Raw genomic sequence first — 18,718 nt, forward strand, 5'->3', positions numbered from 1 at the left:
ACGGCGACACCCGCTCGCTGACCGTCGCGGCAAACTGCAGTACGCAGAACGGTCTGCGCGCCGTGCGCGGGAGCTCTGTCCAGTTTGGCCGCACCACGAACTCAGGCTCTACTGCTCGATCGCTCTCGAGGTCGGTGGGTTGTCAGGGGATGGCGGCCTCGAAGGTGTGACGGTGAGCGATGCGGACAAGCGCTTGTTGAGGAGTTCGTGATGTGCGTGTTGGTCGCCTACAGAGGCGGTCGGTGACGGGCCGAGAGGGTGGTTGCTGGAGATCCGATAGCACTCCCTATAGGCGGCGATGTCGCGGATCAGTTGGCGTTGTTGCGCGATCCCAGAGCGCCGATACCGACTTGACCGGGGAGAACGTCAGGTCGAAGCCGGCGACGGCGTGCTTCGTCTTCTGCCGCGCCGCGGCGTTGCGTATCCGCTCGGTCTCGAGGTCACGCAGGGCGGACGGCAGGCCCGGATCGATGGCGCGCACCTGCTCCGCAGTGCTCTGGCTCGGTGACTTGTAGATGCGGTACGGCTCGCCGAGTGTTGTGCCCGTGATTGGGTCTTCTGCTCGCCCGAACAGCGCGGCCATCTGTTCCTCGGTGACCTCCGATCCCGCGGTGAGCTGTCCGTTGCCGAGCCCGCTCAGTCCACGTCCCAACCACCTGCCTGCCGGGTAACCGGACGCCGCATAGTGCGCGGTGAGTGACGTGGCCATACGCCGGTCGACGTCGCCCGCGGCAACGTGTTTGAGCAGATATGCGTAGCCGTCGCCAGCAGTCATTCGGTGGATGCTCAGCACTCGATACCGCGATCCTCTGACGGCATACCGGCTACCAGATTGCTTGACCGTGGTGCGGCGTTCTGACGCTGAAGGCGGATGATCGCGTGCTCGAGTTTCGCCAGTTCGGCGAGGGCCACCCGAACGCGTTCGGCAACAGCAGCCCGTGGGTCGGCATCGATCGGCCCCAGCAGGATCTCGCGGGCAGCCTGAACGTGCGATGCCGCTAAGAGGCCCTCCTTCGCGGCCACGGAAGAAGCTGACTTCTTCGAGCGCCAATGGCGCAGTCGGCAACGATCCGAGCAGAACCGTTGGTCGGATCGACGGGCGATGAAGAACACGGCGCAGTGCTCGCATGCTCGATCGCTGTTGCGTTCGGAGTTGCCCACGGTGTGGCTCATGAACGCTCAACGCCTGGGCCCGCGTCAGGCTGCTTGAAAGCGTTTCGATGACGGAAGACCGGTAGCCAGTCCAATTCGGCTGTCGCCAATCATCGGTGCTCAACAGTTGGCGTTGGTGATGATTCTTGTCAGGGCCTGTGTGGTGGTAGGGGTCGGCCGGCATGGTCGCCGGCGGCGTAGGTCTTCCAGGTGCTGCCGGCCATCCACTTATTCAGTTGCTGCGGCCCGACCTACAGACCGCGGTCCGACGGGCGGGCGGCCGGGTTGTTCTGCAGTCCGAACTGGGGGCGGATCTCGGTGAACCACTGCTCGAGAACCTCGCTCGTCGACGTCCAGACCGTGAGCACGGAGCCGCGTTTGGTGGTGACCCACGTTGGGCTTTGCCGTGCCGGATGCAGCAGACGCCGTACTCGCCGAACTCCGGCCCGTCGGGGTTAGGGCCGAAATCGTTGGCGTCCAGCATCGCGGTTCCGGTACGGCGGGTGCCGTACCGGAAGGCGATCTTAAAGATCGTCGCGTCCCGGAACGCCGGCAGCCAGTCCTAGTGACCGAGGCGGCGTTGCGAGCGACCCTGGTCGTCGGCGTGGTCAACAGCGCCTGCAACTCGGCTCGGGTGAACGCCCGCCGCGTCGGTTCGGCGTCGGAATCCGCCAGGTGCGCGGCCGCGTCAACCTCGTGAATCACCTGGACGAGGTGCGTCCCGAACCACCGTTCGCACTCGCGCAACCAGCCGTAGGCGGGGTCGGTCATGTAGCGGCACAAGCCGCGGACCGCGACCTGGCAGTTGCGCACGGTCGGGCCCGCGATATGCGCGCATCGCGCGCAGATCACTGAACCACTCATCGACTGGATGCGCCGACCACTGCCACGGAAACGTCTCCGCATGACCGGCGAACGCACGCAACCGAAGCTCACGGGCCGGCACGGTCGAGTAGGCCACATCCCTCGCCAGCTGCTGGTTCGCGAACCCTTGAGTATTGCCTCGAACACCTGCTCGTCGCGGCGAAACAGCGACACGCCATCGACCAGAACCAGGCCGGCCGCGACCGGGATCGCACTCTGATCGTCCACCGAAACCAGCGTCCACCCGCCCCGATCGAATGCGGGATCATCGCATCAGATGCGAGCCGCCGTGAAGACCTCAGCTCAGCAAAGGATCGCAGTTCCCGACCGACTCCCGGTCCGATAGGGTCGCATCTGCACGGCGGCAGTGGACTCCCCGCTGACCAGCAGGAACGTCAGAACCCCGCAACATCTCACACCGTCGCCAGATCGCCTCTAATCGTTTCGGCGACGGGATGTTGGCGGATGCAAGAAGTGTGACGGTGCTGATGAGCTCGATTCTGCGATCAGTGGGGCAGCGCCGTTCGCGAGCGATTGGGTGAGTCGTCAACCGCTTAAATGGAGCGCCCCGACAACGGGGGCAGCGAGAGGAACGACAGCGAGGTTGCGACACGCCGGGCGACGGCACACAGCCACCGCCAACATGGGGTTGTCGTGGCCGGTGGCGGGTAACTTACGGAGTTGCCGGTGGCCGGATTCGACAACTACACCTTGTCGTCGTTCATCAGTCACGCTCTGCCTAACTCAAGTACCTGGTGATGTCGGCGGGCAGGCGCCGGCCCGCGCCGCTCGCGGCGACGACATGCGAAAGGTTTCTCCAGACGAGTAGCCTAATGGGCGTGGCGTTCATCGTGCTCAGCTTCGTCTCGATAGCGGTGGTGTCTCCTGGCATGGATGCCCCGGTTCGACTTGTCGACGCCGGGAAGTCCGTCTCGGTGAGTAGCTTGTCGGGCGGGATGAGCCTGAGCTGCTCTTCGGTCATGGCGGCGTTGACGGAGAAGTAGCAGCCAAGGTCTGCCGCACGTTCCACCTCGTTCGCTGATCCGTTGAACCAGTGGAGGATGACGCCAGGATGAGGATGGGCAGCAATTAGGTCGAGCACGACCCCGGTGCGTCCCGTGCTGTGCACGCTGATGAGAACCGGCTCCGTGCTGCATGCGCGCAGCACGCCGCTGAGTACCCGGTGCTGTGCTGCTTGGTCTCCGCGGCGGTCCAGGCCGACTTCACCCACGACGGCGAATGAGCTCATGGAGGACCTGAAGGTCTCTTCGTCGAACTTGTCTAGCGATGCTGGCACGCCGGGGTGGGTTCCCAGGCCCCAGACGACCGAAGGGGATGCTGCGCCCCCGGCTCTGATGGCGTAGGTGGCCTCGCGCTGGGACCTGGTCATCGCGAAGACCACGCAACCCTTGAGCGCGTTCAGCTGGGTTGGGCTGACGTCGCCCGCAATGTGAGCATGGACGTCGAGCGCAGGCAGGCTAGATGGTTGCATCTAGTGCTCCCAGCAACTCAGCTCGTCCCTTCGCGACGACGTTGAGGTGCGCGTCGTAGTCAGTTCCTGGCGGCCACGGCGCGGCTGCGATGAGGTCGTCGACGGTTGGGGTCTTCTCGCCCCAGGACCGAACTGCCCAGATGTCGGACGCGCGTGCGTTCAGGAGCTTCTTACGGCCTCGGGCCGTAACTCGGTCGAGCAGGTACTCGGTCGGGTCGGGGATACCGGCTCCTAGGAATGCGCCACGGCGGACCAGGCACGCGATGCATAGGCCACAGTTCACGTTGGGGCTGCCGCCTTCGTAGCCGAGACCCCCGTCTAGCTTGCTGCACGACAGCGTGTCGGTGATCAGGTCTGAGAAGCCGTCCAGACCAACGCCAGCTGCGGCAGCAAGCATCTCGCCCTTTGACTGTGCCGCATGCGGATTGCGCGCAGTGACAGCGATGCCGAGCTCGGCAAGCAGCGTGTTGACCTGCAGGAACGTCCAGGGATGGGTGGATTTGGTTGACAGGGCACCGCCTCGACTGGGAATGAGAGGGAGGTTAAGGCTGGTGAACCCATTCTCGGGGATGACTACCTCCGAGGACCCGCGTGCTGTTGCGGCGGCCGTCGCAAGTGCCATGAACATCAAGGAGCGAGTGCGCGTTGAGTGGTCTGCGCTGATGCGAGGGGCGAGACGCAGACGCTGCCAGGTGAAGCTGGACGCAAGCCCGGTGAGCGAGTTCGCTAGCCGCTCCTGGCTGCGGACGACTGCTCCAGTCTGGTCGCGATGGCCCAGGTGCAGCGTCTGCTGCTGACGGTCGAAGGCGATCACGGCTCCGCACAGGCTGTCGAGGCCGCCGGAGAGGAGCATGATGGACTGTCGCTGCTCGACAACTGCCGCTTGGGACGACGCACTCGGGTTGTGCGCGACCGGGGTAAGCGTCCATGCATCGCCTGTAAGCCAGGCGAGCAGGTCGACGACTCTCTGACCCGCGGGACTGAGAAATGCCTCGGGCTGGTCAACGTGCACGACGAGTTCGAGCCGACGGGAGAAGTAGGTGCTCGACCGTTTGACGCTGCGGTCTAGGAGGTAGGCGCCGGCGGCGATGCGCACGAGGTCGCGGGAGAGTGGCGTCGGCATGCCAAGTTGGCTCAGGTCCCAGTCGAGGTCGGTCACGACGTCGGTGCCGCTCTGGCTGGTTCCCCACCGCAGGGTTTGTGCGTCCGGGCGTTGCACCGTGTCGTCGGTTGCCAGGACTTCGACGGCGGTCACGATCCGCTCCGCCGGCCGCCGCGCATGACTCGGAAAACGGTTGCGACGAGGCTGGTGGCTTTCTCGATGAACAGTGCGGGCGAAAGATACCGGCCGGCACTCGACAGCTGATGCTTGGCCTTCTTGAAGATGTACGGCTTGAGCCGGTTGTCGAGCTTGGTCACTGCCTCTCTGCTGAGCTGCCTGTTGGCGTGTTGGGAGGTCAGTTCTACGAGCGCCTGCTCGTAGACGTAGGACGCTAGGAGGTAGTCGATCTGCGCGTCTTGTGCAATGTCGGGATCTGCGGCGATGGCCTTCAGGGTGGCGTGGGTCGCGCGTCGCAGAGCCTCGTCGTCAGGGTGGCCGGGAGCGCCCAGGATCTCGTCAAGGATGCGCTGCTGCTGTTCTCGTGGGCTGAGTGTGCGCAGCTCTGCGAGATCCAGGCCCAGTTCCCGCAACGCGTTCGCGTCGCCGCGTGCCAATGCGGCACCGGCGGAGACAGCGGCTGCCCCGCGTGCGGTCGATTGCCTCGAGCTGCGTCCTGACCTCGGGGTGCTGACGAACTTGCTCGTGCCGCTGTGGACACTACTGCCGCCCGCGACGTACTTCGATGGTCGGACGTTCGCCGGTGTGTAGGTGCTCGGAGCACCCGGAATCGGGCGCCGGTCCTGCCCTTCGATGGCTTCGATGATGTGCGTGATGAGCGAGTCGACCGTGCTGTCACCCTCGCCACTTCCACCATCTGGTGGCCCGTCCGTGGCCGCTGGGCTGTCGGATGCAGGTTGCGCATCTAGGACCGCGGTCTCGTCGGCCGCTTCTTCCCAGGGAGCTGTGCCGCTGCCGCCGTAGGACAGTTGAGTGCCCATCAGACGTTGCCCTCGCTGCTGGCGAGTTCCTCGTCAGCAGCGCCTCGAACATCCTCGTCCAGGCTGGCGGTGGCTGCGACCTTGGCCAGCGTTGCATCTGCGCCTTCGACGAGTCCGATGTCGAGCACGCTTGCGGGAGTGAGATGGGGAAGGGCGAAATCGACGATGGCGCTGTGGAAGGCTCCGGCCGACATCTGGTCGGCCTTCGCAACCTCGGCAGCCGTTTCAATGGCCTGGTCGGCGCCGACTGCTCCGGCGCGCTCGATCAGCCGAGTCACGAGGGCTGCCCGAACGTCGGGCTCGAGCGCTCGGGCCCTGGCTGTTGCTCCACGGCGCACGGGCTCGGAGGCGTCCAGCAACTCGTCGAGAATCTGAAGCGCTTCGGTCGGCAGGCCTTGGCCGGCGCTGACCGAGGTGAACGTGGCCGCGACGGTCAAGTAGGTGTCGATCTTGCCTGAGACAGTCTGGAGGCTGGGCGGCGAGGCCGCCCAGGTCCGCGAATCCTCGCTGATTCCTTCGGGTAAGTCAGGGGCCCCGTTGCTCTTGTCCGATGCGGGCGCCTTGGCCCAGGTCTCCCAGGAGTCGAGCAGGGCACCTCGAGCGTCCGGTGGGCACGCGACGAGCACCTCGAAGTCCTTCGGGAACCGGTCTTCGAGGATGTAGAGCTTCAGCATGGTCGCGAGGTCGAGGTCGGCGCCGCGTGCTGACGCCATCGCCATCCGCACGCCCCAGGCGTTGAGGAAACGCTTGATAGCGCGCGGGCTGCTCCACTTGTCGATGCTGATGCCTTGGGCGATCTGCGCTGCGAGCGCGAGGTCCTCGCCTGCTGGAGCGGGCAGACCGGCTGGGTACGGCTCTCCTAGGTAGGGCCGTTGGCCGGCCCCGCGCCGGTTGGCGACGTGCCGCACGAGTGCGTTGATGTTTGTCTCTCCGCGGCGTTCGGCGAGGAGGAGCGCAATGAAGGTCTCAGCATCGTCGCGTGAGAGGGTGGGTAGCCTGACCGGCAACTGGACGATTTTCTCCAGGTAGCGGTCGGAGTAGGTGGTTCGTGCGCCGGCGTTCTCGCTCCGTTCGATCGCGTAGCGGATGAGCGCTTCCTCCGCGGCGAGGACGAACGCCATCTTCCGGACGGAAAGGAAGACCTTGATTGCCTCGAGGATTGCCACGACCGAGTCGGGGCTGCACCGGTCAAGGTCATCGACGAGCACGATGACCTTGTGCAGAGCGGCACCTTCCATGAGCTTCTCGAACTCGTCGTGGAACCCTGCCATCGACGTGGGTTCCTCAGCGTTGGGCTTGAACGCGTCTGCCAGCTTCTCAACATCTACGGTGCGGGCGAGCACCATGTTGCTGATCGTGGCCCCGACCTTGACCCACGCGACTCGCCGCAGGAGGTTCTCAGCCTTCTTGACGAGTCCGGGCTCGCCCACCAGCCGGTTCAATACCTGACCGATTACGAGTGCGCGGACTTCCGACTTCGGGAGGTCGTCGTACTCCCACGGGTCGCAGCGGACTACGACCACGTTGTCGACCTCGCTGAGCCGCATCTCGATGAGCTTCAGCGCGGAGGACTTGCCGCCGCCCCAGGATGACTGGAGTGCGACCGTCACCGGGTCGAGATCCGGCGAGCACACCGCAGCAGCGACCGTGTCGACGACCGCATCGAATCCGAGCATGTCGAGTTCGGTCGGGTTGTCGTCCCACAACCGCAGCTGAATCGGGTCTACCATCCTGAGCACCTCTCTCGTACATGCATGCTCTCGCAGACCCCTGACAAACTGCGGCCACGAAACGCCCACCAACGCTCACAAACTGCTCGGCATCTGAACTCAGGCTTCTCGATGTCGTGACTGGGATAACCCTGAGTCTGCACGGCCTGCCGAGGTTGCGGAGTCCGCCGCATCCCACGCGCTCGACGAAGAGTCGACTACTCGAAGCCAGTGGTTCTGATTGTCCGACGACAACGACCCGCTGGGGTGTACACCGGCATAGTTGTTGGCTCGAGTGCCGTCCTCTCGTGAGGCTGTCGACGCGTCGTCACGCGGCCTGAAGCCGGAGACCTGCGCGATACTTAAAGCATCGGAGCTTCCGCAGTCAGGCACCGTGTGGGAGGGATGGGCCGTTCAGTGTGCCTTCGACCGCCCTCTTGTATTCGGGCCATCCTCCGTTAAGATCGCCAGCCCATTCCCACTCGTAGCGTTTGGCTCCGAATTCGGTCTGGTCGGGAGGCCTTCCGAGAGCCTCCATGAGCTGCAGGTATCTCACACTGGCGGTTGCGAGGCGAGATCTTTGTCGGTAGCCGTCGGCTTTCGGAAAGTCTGTGATCCTTAGGTTCTCCTCGTATGGCTCGCCTCCTAGTGCTGCGTAGACAGCATCGATGAGTTCGTGTGTCGGCATCGAGAAGAGTCGGACTCGTTGCAGGCTCGGTGGTGCTTTCTCTCCGATGGCGGAGGAGAGTCCGGCGAGATCTCCGCCGAACCAGTGAGTGGCGGCTGTGGCAGCGAAGCGTGCGAACTGTTTGACGGTCGGAGGCTTTCCCTTGACCGCGATGGTCCGATGGACTTCTTGGAAGACTCGGGAGAGTTCGCTGGTCCAGCGTTGTTTGAGGTATTCGTCCAGGTGGCGTCCAGCCCAGCCTCTGCGGTGACGGGTGATGATGTCGCGAAGGATCTCGAAGCCGTCGCGGCGTTCTCCGCCTCCGCTGATCCGGATCCCGACTGTTCCGTTCTCCAGTTGCAGGTGGTGCGTGTGTGTCTCGAGACTCTGCGGTTTGCCTAGATACTTCTCGGCGCCGATGAGTTCGTCGAAGAGGCCCGGATGGATCGGGGTGCCTGCCTCTGCGAGCGCGGCGAGATCTCGTTCGTGGTGCGTCCGGAGACCCTCAAGGGACGTTCGTGAATACGGGCCCTCGCAGATGTACCAGGCGGTCAGGGCGATACCGTGCCAGATTGAGACGGCCGATCCGAACGACTCGGCCATGATCTTGTGTGGATAGGGCTCGGTGACGATCGCGTTCGGCCATCGCGGGAGCGTGGTGCCTTCCCAGTACTGCGCGATATCTGTGAGGAGGCCGGGAGGCAGCAGACGTTGGTAGAGCTGGAACGAAGGGCCCTTCTGATATCCGATCATGTAGTCGGTGTCCTCGACGATGCCCCAGAGAGCATCCATCTGCGAGTTCTGTCTCGCGTGCGCGCTGTCGAATTCCGACCACCAGCGCCGCAGGACCTCCACTCTGCGGTCGACGGGAGAAACGGAGTCGCTCTGCCCGAGGAAGGCGGCGAGCATGGCGTGTGCGTCTCCGACGTCGAGTCCGTGCTCGGCCGCTGCTGCCTTAGCCTTCGAGGCGCCGCCGACGAAGAGCTTCGCGGTGGGGAGAGCGGTCGTGACCTCCTCGTTGGGGTTCGGAGGCAGCCCGAGATAGTCGAGGAACGCCATCCAGTCGCCCCCGAAGTAGGCGGCCAGGGTCAGTTGCAGGGGCTTCGTCAAGGTTTGGCGGGCTAGTGGGGTGCCGCGGATCGCTTTCTGCACGGTTCTGGCGGCGAGAGCTTGCAGCCTTTGGGCCCGGAATCGCGTGACGACTTCAACGAGATTATGGGCGGCGAGTGCGTCGAGGAACGCGGCACGGGCTTGCGCCTGACCGGCGCGGTCGAGACGGCTCCATCCTCCGCCGTAGTCCAATACGGCCAAGGCCGGTGATGGGTTGATACCGATGCGATCGAGGCTGGCAAAGACCTCTGCCCACATTGTCCGCTGGGCATCTGCGGGGTCCGGGGAAGCTGACGCACGAATGAAGATCGGCGCGAAAATCGTGTCGAAGAGCGGGATGAGGAGTGCGAGGGCTGCCAGTGCGTCCGGGCCGGCCGCCAGCCGCATGCGGGCTCGGTCTTCAGAGGCGATGCTGATGGCGTGCCAGGGGTGGTGTCGGACGTATGCCGCGAGATTTATGGATCTGCACTTGAGTGAGGTCTGCTCCGGCAGGAACCATGCCCCGCGGGATTGCTGCTCCTCCACGGTGAAGCTTCTGTCGATGAAGGCCCGCTCGCGTTGCTCGACCGCCACGATCGACAGGTGATTTCGCCGGTTTGGGTCGGGGTGCTCCCGAGCAATATCGATGATCTTATTGCCGTTCAATGCTCTTTCGAGGAGGGCCGCGGCAAGGTCGTCGACGTCGGTGAATCGGTCGGCGCCTCCGGAATTTCTCTCGGCGGCGAGAAGCCCGACCGGGGTCGTCGCGCTGATGGACGTGGCAAAGGCCGACTCAACCATGCATCCTCCGGATCACCGCGACGAAAGCTTCGAACGGCTGGGGTGTGGTCGTCGAGGCCACATAGGCGGCGTAGCCCTGAGCGAGGGCGTTTAGCTCTCTTTCTTCTCTGCGCGCTTCGACCTGGTCGGGGGTATGGAGGAACTGTTGATGGGTGCTGCCCTGTTCCTCAAGGACGACCGCGCTCGCTACTTCCACAACTGGGCTGGTTGATCCGTCGTTGTCCGATGCGCGGTCTGGGACGGGTGCGTCGCCGAAGGCGTCGTCGGTATCCGGATGGGGATCCATGTCGTTCTCGAGGCGGAGGCTCTCCAGGTGAGCGTCTAGTCCGAGTTCGCCGTGGTAGATGACATCCAGATGCTGCGCTTGCTCGCGGGCGGCCAACTCAGGGTCGTGGATCATCCTGATGCCGCGGCCGATGAACTGGTAGAACTCCCCGAAGCTGCCGTATGGGCGCATGGGGATAACCACGGTGATTGCAGGCAGGTCGTAGCCATGACCGAGCATCTTGAGCTGCACCACCGCTTGCAGAGTCCCGGACTCTGATTCGAAGCGGTTCCTTGTAGCGGCGATCTCTGTGTCACTCATCGAGTGGTGCAACGTTTTGGAGATGATGCCGTGAGCGTTGGCGATACGTGAGATCTGCTGAGCATGGTTCTGCCCAAGCGCGGCAAACAGTACGCGCGGCCGCACGGGGAACAGCGCGGTCGTTTGAGAGTCCAGGCATTCGCGGACGACCTGCATGATCTGGTGAATGGGCTGCTCGGAGGTAGCAGTGATCCGGGCGAGTTTGCGTTCGTCGTCCATGATCTCGAGGAGCGCCTGTTTGCCGATGATCTCTTCGCGGGTTCCGTCGGGCCAGGTGATCTCGTATTCGGTCTGCTCGACCTCAGGGCTGAAGCGGTGGGCACGAAGGTGCTTGGCGTGGCCGTCGGCGATCGAGTCGATGAGGCGGTATCGGTAGACGACATCCGCGGTGATGCTCGTGCCGTCCGCTCGGCTGAAACAGGCCGACATCAAGAGCCGGCGCGCGTTGGGGAAATGGTCGAACAGCTTCTGATACGAGGTCGCTGCAGCGATGTGCGCTTCGTCAACGACGATGAAGTCGATATCCTCTGGCCTGAGCGCGCCCAGCAGCCCTTGGCCGTCTCGCGTGCTGTTGAGCGAGTGGAAGTTCGTGACGATGATGTCGGACGACAGCAGCGTATCGCGGCTTACGTCCCGGATAGGGCCGTCCTCGCGGTCCAGAACCGTGGTCTTCGGAGGTCGGCATCCGGGGATAAGAGGACCGTCTCTCAACGTGTAGATCACATTCGCGGCCGAAGATTCGTCCAGTGCGGTGGCGAAGGTTCCTCGTACTACCCGGCCAGGGGTCACGATCAACGCCCTGCGCCTGCTAAATGCCAGTGCCGCGGCCACGCCTAGAACGGTCTTGCCGGCGCCGACCGACATCACGCATGCCGCGTTCACACGGCCCCGCCGATAGTAGTCGGCCAAAGCGGTCAGCGCCTCCCGTTGGCAGCCGCGTAGTGGAGTCATGTCAAATCGCTGCCGGACTTCGTCGAAATAGGATGCGTTCGACGGCGCCTGCGGGGGCGGCGGTGTGGCGAGCAAGAGGGGGTTGGCGTACATGTCATTTGGGACCGGCACGATCGGGTCCGCGATCAGGTGAGCGGCGAGCCATGGGTCTTCTGCCAGAACCGATTGCAGCTGTGAGACACAGCCGGCTGTATGATCACGGATCGCGTCGTAGGAGAACCGCAGCACGGTATAGCCGAGGGTCACCAGGTCGTTCTGTCTGATGCGATCGTGCACGAACGCTTGACGGCTGCTGTGAAACGCGAAGCCATCGAGCTCGACCACGACCTGTTTGTGTAACCCGGTGATTAGGAAGTCCAGCGAGTAGCCTCGGTCTGCGACCGCTACGGGATACTGTCCGACCACGTGCGGAAGGATTCCCTCAGCAACTGCCGGAGCCAGGACCCAACGGACGAACGCTTCCTCAAGGAAGGACGCTCCGGAGATCGCGTGGATAAGCCGCGTACCGCTCACCGGCGTTCTCCATCGAGCGCAGCAACCTTCGCCTCCAAGTCATCACGGAGAAAGGCCTCGCCACCGAAGCGTTGAGCCCTGCGGCTCAACGCATGGGCTTCACGCACTGCGCCCTCCTGCTCTAGGAGAGTCAACAGGATGGCCAACGAGCTGATCCGCAGAAAGCCCTGGGACGGACGGGCGATGTCCACCAACGCAATCTGGGGGACGGCCTCGATGAGAGCCAGATCCGTATAGCCGAAGATCTCGACATGCTGCAAGCCGACCGGATAGGACGCCCGCGCCGCCCACAACCTTGTGACCGCACCCTGCAGAAGAAAGTGGTAGTCGGAAGGCTGCCCGGGCACCTCAAGGCCCTCCCACACCCAATGCACTAGAGCACCGGGATCCATCGAACCCATGTCCACAGAAGAACGTTGCTGCGCAGGTGACGCCGAGGTCATCCCGCCAGAGATCGGCCAGTGCAAGGAACCGTACTCCGTGCTCGGCTTCAAATTCGCCTCAGGGAGGCGAGATCGCTCAATGCCCGGACTGCCATGGAACCGAATCCCCGGGATGTCGGCCATCCGGCCGAACCAGACATCCACCCGCAACCCCCAATGGTCGCTTCGACCTACGATTTCCTACTCCACCAACCGTCTCAGTTTCGTGCCCTCGGTCGTCCATGAGGAACTCTAGCTTGGCTCGGACGTGCAGAGCTGGGTAGTCGGGCCCGCAGGCGCACGCCTGGTGACCCGCCAGAAGTCGCTGCGGTCGTCCAGGCGCCCGACGGCTCGACCTGGAAGGCCGACTGGACCGCGCAGTCCGCCTCGCCGAAGGCGCCGCCCGAGACGATCGTCTGGCCTTCCCTACGTACAAGCGACGACCGCAGCGCGCCATCAACTGTCTCTGGGCGATCGGACAGAGCCTGGATGTGTGCCTGCGAACTCCGTTGACCGGGGTCGAGAGCGCGCGGCGCCCGAGAAAGACAGTTGTCCACATCTCCTGACGCTAAGGTGCATGCATGACAACCGCGAGGCTTCGCGCTATCAAATTGACGGCGTTCAAGTCGTTTCGGGACGAGGTCCTGCCTGTCGACGACGTGACCGTGTTGACCGGCCGTAACAGCAGCGGCAAGTCCAATGCCCTTGACGGCATCGAAGTCCTGTCCCGGCTCGCCGGTGGAGAGGAACTGGCTGACGCGCTGGATGGCCGACGCAGGGAAGGCGGTCCAGTGCGAGGCGGCTCGGCCGCCTGTGCGCCGCATGGCACAACCTCGTTCAAGCTAGGGTGCACGGTCGCCCTCGGGGTGGACATTTACCGTATGGATGTCCACGTTCAGGTCAAGCCTGAGCTGCGAATCTTGGAAGAGACGCTCACTGGCCCAGCGCCGGCGCTTGAGTCTGGCGTGGTCGAGGAACGAGTCTTGCTCGCGACGCGCCCTGCAGAGACCGACGATGCTGTCTTGCATGGCGAGATCTTCAATGGAAAACGTGGCTCGAATCCAGTTCTTCTGTTCCGTGACAACCGTCTACTGACATCTCAGATACCGCTGAGAGTAATCGCTGAGAACCGTACGGACCGAGCTGTTATCAGAGGGGCTGAGGCCGTCATGGCCGCTCTGCGTGGGGTCTTCCATCTCGACCCCATCCCACACCTAATGCGCGGGTTCATTCCGGAGCGCGACAGTGACCTCAGACGTACCGGCGAGAACATATCGGCTGCCTTGCAGAAACTTCGCAGGTCGGACGGAACTACATTCGAACGGATAACTCAGCTCGTCCGTGAGGTCGCCGACGAAAGGATTCGCGATCTGACGACTGTGAAGTCTGACCTAGGGGACGTAATGCTTGCGTTGCGTGAAGGTCAGCAAAAATCGGATATCAGTCCGGCGCGGGAGATGAGTGACGGGCTGCTGCGCTTCATTGCTATCGCGACGGCTTTGCTCACCTCCAATCGCGGGTTGGACATCGATGCGGCTGGGCTATCCTCACATCGGCGGCGCATAGATCCTGGCGTCCTGCTGGTGATCGAGGAGCTGGAGAACGGCCTCCACCCGTCTCAGGCGAGTCGGGTCCTTGGTTTGATTCAAGAAGCCAGTCGTGAACTCGAGACTAAGGTCATGGTGACCACTCATAGCCCGGCCCTTTTGAATGCGATGACTGGGCGACTAAACCGCAGCGTGATTGTTTGCTATCGCGATCGAGAAGATGGTAAGAGTCATCTAACTAGACTCCCTGATCTTCCCGGTTATGCGCAGGCGATGGCGCTTGGTGATCTGGGTGATGTCATAGCTCGTGGCCATTTGGTGGCACCCGAAGAGGCTAGTAGCGATTATTCTGAGTTCAATCGACTGTTGGGTATCGACTGACTGTGGCGACTGTCTATTTCATCGATACCTCCGTCTTTTGTAACATCCTACCCATTCCCGGCAGGGCCCAGGATCGTGACGAGGTGCTCGCCAAGCTTATAGAACTTCAGGAGGCGGCAAAGCTGATTCTCCCTGTTACGGCGGTAATTGAAACCGGGAATTTCATTGCACAGTTACCGAATGGTCGCGAGCGGCGGCAAACTGCCGAGAAATTTGTCGCTGTACTCAGGTTGATCATCCAGGGGCGGGCGCCGTGGGTTCTTCACGAATTTTCCTGGGGCCCGTCGATTCTGGAGAACCTTGTCGATGGGGCAGGGACTGGCCTCGATCTGGTTGAACAAGCCGTCATCAAAGTGGGTGCCGGCGACCTGACGATCTTGGCCGAGCGGAACGCTTACGCACGACGCACCGAGACTGCCACAGTCCTTGTTTGGTCGCTCGACTCAGGACTGAACGCGTTCGCATAGGCGAGCGTCCTCCTGTTGCTCGCCTTCGTTGACGCGAGCCGGATGGGTGGCCTGATCTGCGCGGGAGGTAGTGCAGGGCAAGCTCCGCACTATCTCCCACGCAGATCAGCGGCTTGTCGGCAGGCCCTTGACGTACGGCGGCCCATCTACTCGCCCCAGGTGTGGCCGTCCGCGACCTGACAGATTGGACCGCTGACGTTCGGAATTGGAACCCGGCGGTCACGCTTCGGCGACGTGATCCAGACGCCGTTGCTGGACTAGCTTGACTGGCGATGTTCGAAGCTACGACCTGGAACGTGTTGGGGCGGGCAGGCCCCTTTGACGTGGTAGAGCGCCGGGCTGGACTGCTGGCCGGAGCTAAGATTCGCTCCTGAGGTCGGGCCTCTAGCACGCTCGGAGCGTTGCTTTTGGCAACGTCTTGCTCCGTCACAGCTCCGTGAGGCGATGACAAACGACGATCACGGCCGAGCAACGTTGTGAGACAAACATGCAGGTCAGGCCTGGGTTGGGTGCCTTTGGTGCGAACCCTCCGCGAGGCTGGAACAGATCTACACCATCTTCGGGAACGGGTGTTGCGGATTGCGTCGCAGTTCGCGATTGCGGCGCTGTCCGGAGAGGTGCTCCGACGATGGCTCGCGGTCGTTGTAGAAAAGTTGTTGTTGGCATCCGTTGAGTCGCTGTGGTCTGGGACAGACGTCCTGGGCCGTGGGATCCAGGACTGAACGGAGTGGTCAGGTGGACGAGATGGGTTCGAACGGCGGCGACGCGCGGCGGCGTTTGGTCGAGTTGGTGACTCGGGCTGAGGCGATTGTTGAGGGGATCGAGGCTGCGGCGCCGGATGGGCGGTGGGCGATGACGGCGTTCAGCCGGTATCGGTTGTGTGAGTTGCTGGAGGTCATGCCGTACGTCGGGTACGGCGGTGATCTCGATGCGGATCCGGTGGTGCTGCTGGATGAGTCGGCGGGATTGGTGGATCAGATTGAGGTGTCGGTCGAGGACCTGAGTTGGCGGCTGGCGCTGGGGGATGCGTTGCGGACGGCGGCGGCGGACATTCGGGCGGTTCGTGATGCGCGCGACGTATGAGGATCTGCTCCGTACGGCGAGACGGATCGCGGTGAGTGCGCAGCGGGGGATTTATCCGGACGAGTCTGAGGTGATGGGTGACTGGCAGGCGGTGCTGTCTGCGACGAAGCATCATCTGCACTGGCTGCGTGGACAGCTTCGGACCAAGCCGAGAGGAGAGCCCGCTCCAGCGGAACGTTCGGACAATGCGCTCGGCCGTCTTGCTCAGGCGATCGGTGCCGGTGCCGACGTGCTGGCCGTGCAGGACGCTGCGGCAGCCGCAGCTCTGGAGGTCTCTGACGATCTGATTGCGGCGAGGGCCGAAGTTGCGGCTATCGCCCTGATGGCTGCGAGGGTTGTTGTCCGCAACCCCAGGCCGCGGATTCCGGGGCGCTCGCATCTGCGTCGGGTGATGCAGGAGCTGGCGCAGATTGCCGAGGCCGACGTACGACGCTGTGGGCTCGGCGGTCTGGCGGACCTAGCGGCAGGAGGGCCGGCTGCGCTGGATGATGGTCTGTCTATGGTTCCGGTTGCGGCTGCTCGTTGGGAGAGGGCGCATGCCTCGGTGCGTCCAGAGACCGTGCTGACACGGGATCTCCGGTCGACGACGGCGCAGCTCCGTACCGTTGGTGGCTCTCTGTGGCACGTTGCGAGTCAGCTGCTGTCGTCACCATCTGCTGGCCTTGATCCCGATCAGCGGTGTGGCCTGGGAGAGCTCAGGAGTGTGTTGCGTGACTTTGAGTCCAGTGCCGGCGGCGTCGAACGGGCGTGGCGTCGACGCCTCTCGGATCTGAGTGGGCTGAGTGAGTCGCCGGGCGAGGCGGCGTATCTCGATCTGATGCGAGCGGTCGATGGGGTTCTTCGAGATGATCGTGGGCTTCGCGCTCCGCATGGTCTGGTTCCGGATCGGCGAGCCGCCGTGCGATTGATCGATGCCGTCGATGAGGTGTTGTGGTCCGCCGAGCAGGTCTGCAGGCATCAACTGGATACCGTGCGCTGGCTCATTGGCGCGGGTCGCCTGTTCGTACCGCGGCACGAGGCGGTGCATGCGGATATCTACTACCTGCGCCGCCCGACTGGTGGTTCGCGTCCGCTGCAGGCGAAGTGGGTGCTTACTCACAACGCGGGCTGTTTCGATGAGCTGGCTGCGGACCTGGATGAGTCAGCGGATCGTCTGAAGGCTGCATCGAGGGTGGCGCGTGGTCTTGCTGGGACGTCGGCGTTGTCTCGTCGTACCGCGGAGACGGTAGCGCGAATTCCTCAGCGGTGCGTCGGTGACAGCTACCGGATTGAGGATCCAGGACAGGAGTTTGCCGACCTGGTCCGTTGAGCTGCACAACCGATCCACCAGGAGGTTGCTGTGGGCAAGGGACGGGTACAGGCGGAGGATCTCCATCGCGCACTCGATGCGGAGATCAGCAAGCTGCAGACCGGATCTGACTGGTCAAGGTTGCTGGATGTGGCGGCGCTGTTCCCGACGTACGGCTTCGGGAACAGCGCCCTGATCAATCTTCAGATGCCGCAGGCCAGTTTGGTTGCGCCTGCGGACATGTGGGCGAAGCGCGGTCGGCGCGTGCGTACGGGGGAGGCGATCAGAATCCTGCAACCGCTGCGCTCGCAGACTATCGCCGATGCCCTCGGGGATGCCGGCCGGAGGTACGGCGCTGATGGCCTGGTTGAGCGGCAGGTGATCGGGTTCCGCGTGAGCTCCGTGTACGACGTCACGGCGACTGATGGCGCGCCGATCTATCTGCCGCCCACGCCGTCGCCCGCCGACGCCACGGTGGCAAGGGCGCTGTGGGACGGGCTGGCGAGAGAGGCGGCGTCGGATGGCTTCGCGCTCGATGTGCGGCCGACCGGCGATGGGTCGGAAGGTTTCACCGATCATTTGGCCAAGCGGATCGTGGTCGCGGATCATCTCGACGACTTCCGCGCGGTCTCCCGATTGATGCACGAGGTCGCCCACGCTCGGATGCACTCACCGGAAGGGCTTGTCGAGGTCGGCGGGGTGATGTGTCGCGGAGTACGAGAGGTGGAGGCTGAGTCGGTGGCGTACGTCGTGCTCGGGCACCACGGCGTCAGCATCAAGGCGGAATCCTTCGACCACATCGCCCAGTGGGCGAAGGCGGTAGATCCGGATGAGCCGGCGAATGTGATCAAGGCGAGCGGTGCCCGGGTCATCAACACGGCCCGGCAGTTGATCGAGTCGACGGACAAGCACCTGAAAGTTGAGCGGACGCCGCGAGGTCCTGTTCTGGCTCGTCCGCTCGACTCTGCCTTCCTGGCTCGTGACGTCGACGGCCCGACGCGCTGAGGTGAGGCGAGCATGGGAGCCAGTGAGCGCGTCGCCGCACTGCGGCGCGCGTGAGCGACAGGCGAGGATCGAGGCCGCGACGAATCGAACCATCAAAGGCTCAAACGTCACTCGACCGCGCCGTCGAGGCAATGGCGCTCGCGATCGAGCGGTACGACGAACGGGTCGCCGACGCGGAGATGACGTACGAGGCGGTGATCGCCGAACTCGCACGCATCTGCCGGTCCGCCGAGGCGGCGGCGGAGATCTTCAGCTGTTCGCTCGGTGAGGTTCGTCGTGTCGTGAAGGCTGAGCGGGAACGGCGTACGTCGGCTCAGATATTTCCGGGAGGCGCAGATTTCGACGATTGACTCTGATCCGCTTTGGGACATCGACCGGGTTGCGGCGTACCTGAATGTCCTCAAGCGCACGCTCTATCGGTGGCGAACGCTCGGGTACGGGCCACGGGGCAAGAAGGTCGGCCGGCACCTTCGGTACCGCGCGAGCGACGTCATCGCCTGGTTCGCTGAGCTGAGCGACGAGATACTCGACGAGAGGTGGGATTAAATGTCGGCTCCCAACCAGAGGGCTGAGCGAGTCCAGGATGAGTACTCGCCGCAGT

At 63.6% G+C, this 18,718-nt stretch carries 16 protein-coding genes; 7 read left to right on the forward strand and 9 right to left on the reverse strand.

Annotation, left to right across the window (positions count from 1 at the left end):
* Nucleotides 1-286 precede the first annotated feature (286 nt).
* The 9 genes from JOF29_RS13780 to JOF29_RS13820 form a co-directional block, all read right to left on the reverse strand.
* Nucleotides 287-775 (reverse strand): relaxase domain-containing protein, encoded by a 489-nt coding sequence (locus JOF29_RS13780; RefSeq protein ID WP_209694588.1) that lies wholly within the window; start codon nucleotides 773-775, stop codon nucleotides 287-289.
* A gap of 11 nt (nucleotides 776-786) precedes the next feature.
* On the reverse strand, nucleotides 787-1,173 hold the full coding sequence (locus JOF29_RS13785) for a hypothetical protein (RefSeq protein ID WP_209694589.1): 387 nt from the start codon (nucleotides 1,171-1,173) through the stop codon (nucleotides 787-789).
* A 1,582-nt stretch (nucleotides 1,174-2,755) separates the two neighbouring features.
* Nucleotides 2,756-3,508: a TatD family hydrolase gene (locus tag JOF29_RS13790; protein ID WP_209694590.1), complete on the reverse strand. Its 753-nt coding sequence runs from the start codon at nucleotides 3,506-3,508 to the stop codon at nucleotides 2,756-2,758.
* Nucleotides 3,495-4,763 (reverse strand): hypothetical protein, encoded by a 1,269-nt coding sequence (locus JOF29_RS13795; protein WP_209694591.1) that lies wholly within the window; start codon nucleotides 4,761-4,763, stop codon nucleotides 3,495-3,497. Before JOF29_RS13795 ends, JOF29_RS13790 begins: the two co-directional genes overlap by 14 nt.
* Nucleotides 4,760-5,608, reverse strand: coding sequence for a Qat anti-phage system associated protein QatB (locus JOF29_RS13800; RefSeq protein WP_209694592.1), 849 nt, complete (start codon nucleotides 5,606-5,608; stop codon nucleotides 4,760-4,762). The genes JOF29_RS13795 and JOF29_RS13800 overlap by 4 nt, the downstream gene beginning before the upstream one ends.
* On the reverse strand, nucleotides 5,608-7,407 hold the full coding sequence (locus JOF29_RS13805) for a KAP family P-loop NTPase fold protein (RefSeq protein ID WP_209694593.1): 1,800 nt from the start codon (nucleotides 7,405-7,407) through the stop codon (nucleotides 5,608-5,610). Before JOF29_RS13805 ends, JOF29_RS13800 begins: the two co-directional genes overlap by 1 nt.
* 295 nt (nucleotides 7,408-7,702) lie before the next feature.
* Nucleotides 7,703-9,874 carry a hypothetical protein gene (locus tag JOF29_RS13810; RefSeq protein ID WP_209694594.1) on the reverse strand — a complete coding sequence of 724 codons (2,172 nt, stop codon included), beginning with the start codon at nucleotides 9,872-9,874 and terminating at the stop codon, nucleotides 7,703-7,705.
* Entirely contained in the window at nucleotides 9,867-11,924 is a 2,058-nt protein-coding gene (locus tag JOF29_RS13815; RefSeq protein WP_209694595.1) for a DEAD/DEAH box helicase family protein, read from the reverse strand. Before JOF29_RS13815 ends, JOF29_RS13810 begins: the two co-directional genes overlap by 8 nt.
* A complete protein-coding gene (locus JOF29_RS13820) occupies nucleotides 11,921-12,511 on the reverse strand; it encodes a hypothetical protein (protein ID WP_209694596.1) in 591 nt (196 codons plus the stop codon). Before JOF29_RS13820 ends, JOF29_RS13815 begins: the two co-directional genes overlap by 4 nt.
* A gap of 416 nt (nucleotides 12,512-12,927) precedes the next feature.
* Between JOF29_RS13820 and JOF29_RS13825 the strand changes: the two genes are divergently transcribed.
* The 7 genes from JOF29_RS13825 (at nucleotide 12,928) to JOF29_RS44465 (ending at nucleotide 18,663) form a co-directional block, all read left to right on the forward strand.
* Nucleotides 12,928-14,274: an AAA family ATPase gene (locus tag JOF29_RS13825; protein ID WP_209694597.1), complete on the forward strand. Its 1,347-nt coding sequence runs from the start codon at nucleotides 12,928-12,930 to the stop codon at nucleotides 14,272-14,274.
* 2 nt (nucleotides 14,275-14,276) lie between these two features.
* Nucleotides 14,277-14,741 (forward strand): hypothetical protein, encoded by a 465-nt coding sequence (locus JOF29_RS13830; RefSeq protein WP_209694598.1) that lies wholly within the window; start codon nucleotides 14,277-14,279, stop codon nucleotides 14,739-14,741.
* Between the two features lie 735 nt (nucleotides 14,742-15,476).
* Nucleotides 15,477-15,824, forward strand: coding sequence for a hypothetical protein (locus JOF29_RS13835; protein ID WP_209694599.1), 348 nt, complete (start codon nucleotides 15,477-15,479; stop codon nucleotides 15,822-15,824).
* Nucleotides 15,825-15,855: 31 nt separating this feature from the next.
* Complete coding sequence (locus JOF29_RS13840; protein WP_209694600.1) at nucleotides 15,856-17,133, forward strand: hypothetical protein; 1,278 nt, start codon at nucleotides 15,856-15,858, stop codon at nucleotides 17,131-17,133.
* A 30-nt stretch (nucleotides 17,134-17,163) separates the two neighbouring features.
* On the forward strand, nucleotides 17,164-18,117 hold the full coding sequence (locus JOF29_RS13845) for a M78 family metallopeptidase domain-containing protein (protein ID WP_209694601.1): 954 nt from the start codon (nucleotides 17,164-17,166) through the stop codon (nucleotides 18,115-18,117).
* A 131-nt stretch (nucleotides 18,118-18,248) separates the two neighbouring features.
* Nucleotides 18,249-18,467, forward strand: a complete 219-nt coding sequence (locus tag JOF29_RS13850) for a hypothetical protein (protein ID WP_209694602.1) — start codon at nucleotides 18,249-18,251, stop codon at nucleotides 18,465-18,467.
* A gap of 19 nt (nucleotides 18,468-18,486) precedes the next feature.
* Nucleotides 18,487-18,663, forward strand: a complete 177-nt coding sequence (locus JOF29_RS44465; protein ID WP_307863559.1) for a helix-turn-helix transcriptional regulator — start codon at nucleotides 18,487-18,489, stop codon at nucleotides 18,661-18,663.
* Nucleotides 18,664-18,718 lie beyond the last annotated feature (55 nt).

The sequence above is a fragment of the Kribbella aluminosa genome, from assembly GCF_017876295.1.
Lineage (GTDB): Bacteria > Actinomycetota > Actinomycetes > Propionibacteriales > Kribbellaceae > Kribbella > Kribbella aluminosa.